The organism is Stenotrophomonas sp. P5_A8, from assembly GCF_056400545.1.
The window spans coordinates 1-1,563 of sequence record NZ_JBFULB010000520.1; the positions used below are offsets into that span (position 1 = coordinate 1).

Consider the following 1,563-nt stretch of genomic DNA (forward strand, 5'->3'; position numbering starts at 1 on the left):
GCGCAGACCGCCGGCGCGCGCAGACCGCCGGCGCCGCCGCGGCCGTCGCTGGCGCAGCGGCCGTGGGTGCCACCGCCGTCGCCGCCGCTGCTGGCCAGGACAAGCCCGGGATCAAGCTGGATGCGGCCTACAACGCCGGCGTGCAGTACGACGACGTCAAGTACGCGATCAATATTGCGTCCAGCCAGTATTACCGTGGCAACGGCGTCACCGGCAAGAACGTGGATCAGGGCTACATCGACTGTTCCGGCTGGGTGGGCACGCTGCAGAACAAGACCCAGGACGAGATCAACCGCAAGGCCGGCCATGAGGTCTACACCGACGCGGACAAGATCAAGCTCGGGTATGCCGGCTCGGGCACCATCGTGCAGAACGCCTACAAGGAATCGGGCGTGCTGCTCGACCGCGCCGGCATCGCCAAGCCCGGTGCCCTGCAGGAAGGCATGGTCATCGGGCTGGATACAGCCAAGACCAAGCACGAACACTGGAACGGCATCGACCACATCGTGATGGTGGTGCGCGACCCGAACACCGACAAGCTGTTGATCAGCCAGTCCACCGGCAGCAAGGGCGTGCACACCATGCCGGTGGAGGAGTACCTGAAGCAGGTGGAGAGCCACCCGAACTGGAAGATCTATGCTTCCGATCCGCTGTCCAAGGGCCGCCACCTGCTGGAAAGCCACACGCAGGATCGCGTGCAGGGGCAGGGTGCGGCGACGCATGAAGCGCCGGGCAAGCACGGCAACGCACAGCCCGACGCCGCCCATGGCGCGCTGCTCAAGGACGGCAGCAAGGGCGATGCGGTGCGCAATGTGCAGGAGGAGCTCAACAAGCTTGGCTACGTCGGCGGGGATGGCAAGCCGCTGACCGAGGACGGCAAGTTCGGCCGCAACACCCAGGATGCGGTGCGCGCGTTCCAGCGCGACAACGGGCTGGGGGTCGACGGCATCGTCGGGGCCAAGACCCTGGGCGCGATCGGCGAAGCACGCGACAAGCCGCTGCTGAGCGATCCGCGGCATGCCAACAACCCGATGTTCGAACAGGCGGTCAAGGGCATGGAAGGTCTGGAGGCGGGGACCTTCAAGGACCGCCAGTCGCTGCTCAACGCCGCCGGCGCGCTGACCCAGGACGCCAAGGCGGCCGGTCTGCAGCGCATCGATGCGGTGGTGCCCAGCACCAACGGGCAGTTGCTGTTCGCGGTGCAAGGGGGCACCGGCGATYCGGTGCAGTTGCGTGCGCACGTGGAGAAGGGCGCGGCGGAAACGCAGTCGCTTGCCGCCACCAGCGCCGCGCTGCACGAGCCACAGCAGGCCCAGCAGGAGCAGGTGCGCCAGACCCAGAAGGCGATGGGGCACTGAGTTTCATCGGGCAGGACGCCCACCGGGAAGGAAGCCCACGGAAGGCCGCGCTCGCGCGGCCTTCTTTTTTTTGTTCTCTCATCTGCGTGGCAAGCACGAAGCGCGCTGCCAACTTTCTCGCGCGGCGGTCGGTGGATCGGGCGCTGGGGCCCCATRCCCTTTCCGGCGAATGTCCCCCGGCCGCAAGCGGCCTCCTCCTTTATTT

1 protein-coding gene is annotated in these 1,563 nt (G+C 67.1%); it reads left to right on the top strand.

Translation table 11 applies throughout. From position 1 onward, the window contains the following. Positions 1-1,358, top strand: a 1,358-nt coding sequence (locus AC1DQP_RS20310; RefSeq protein WP_478052405.1) for a peptidoglycan-binding protein, incomplete at its 5' end; no start/stop codon positions are given. Positions 1,359-1,563 lie beyond the last annotated feature (205 nt).